Origin of the sequence: Caballeronia jiangsuensis, from assembly GCF_046030135.1 — a bacterium.
GTDB classification, from domain to species: Bacteria; Pseudomonadota; Gammaproteobacteria; order Burkholderiales; family Burkholderiaceae; genus Caballeronia; species Caballeronia jiangsuensis.
In genome coordinates this window covers 1-385 of record NZ_JAQQDB010000142.1, presented here as the reverse complement: position 1 = coordinate 385, position 385 = coordinate 1, and the positions used below count along the sequence as shown (strand labels likewise).

Sequence of the window (385 nt, the reverse complement as noted above, 5' to 3'; positions counted from 1 at the left end):
CCGCTCGTGCCGCGAGGGCGTGTGCGGCTCGGACGCGATGAACATCAACGGCAAGAACGGGCTGGCGTGTCTGACGAATCTGAATGAACTGCCGCAGAAGATCGTGCTGCGCCCGCTGCCGGGGCTGCCCGTGGTGCGCGATCTGATCTGCGATTTCACGCAGTTCTTCAACCAGTATCATTCGATCAAGCCATACCTGATCAACGATACGCCGCCGCCCGAGAAAGAACGCCTGCAATCGCCGGTGGAGCGCGACGAACTGGATGGACTCTACGAGTGCATTCTGTGCGCGAGCTGCTCGACGTCGTGCCCGAGCTTCTGGTGGAATCCGGACAAGTTCGTGGGCCCGGCGGGCTTGCTGCAAGCCTATCGCTTTATCGCGGAC

General features: G+C 61.6%; 1 protein-coding gene. It reads left to right on the top strand.

The window, feature by feature from the left end:
• The coding region (locus PQR08_RS38720) for a 2Fe-2S iron-sulfur cluster-binding protein (protein WP_408164518.1) at positions 1–385 on the top strand (385 nt) is incomplete at both ends.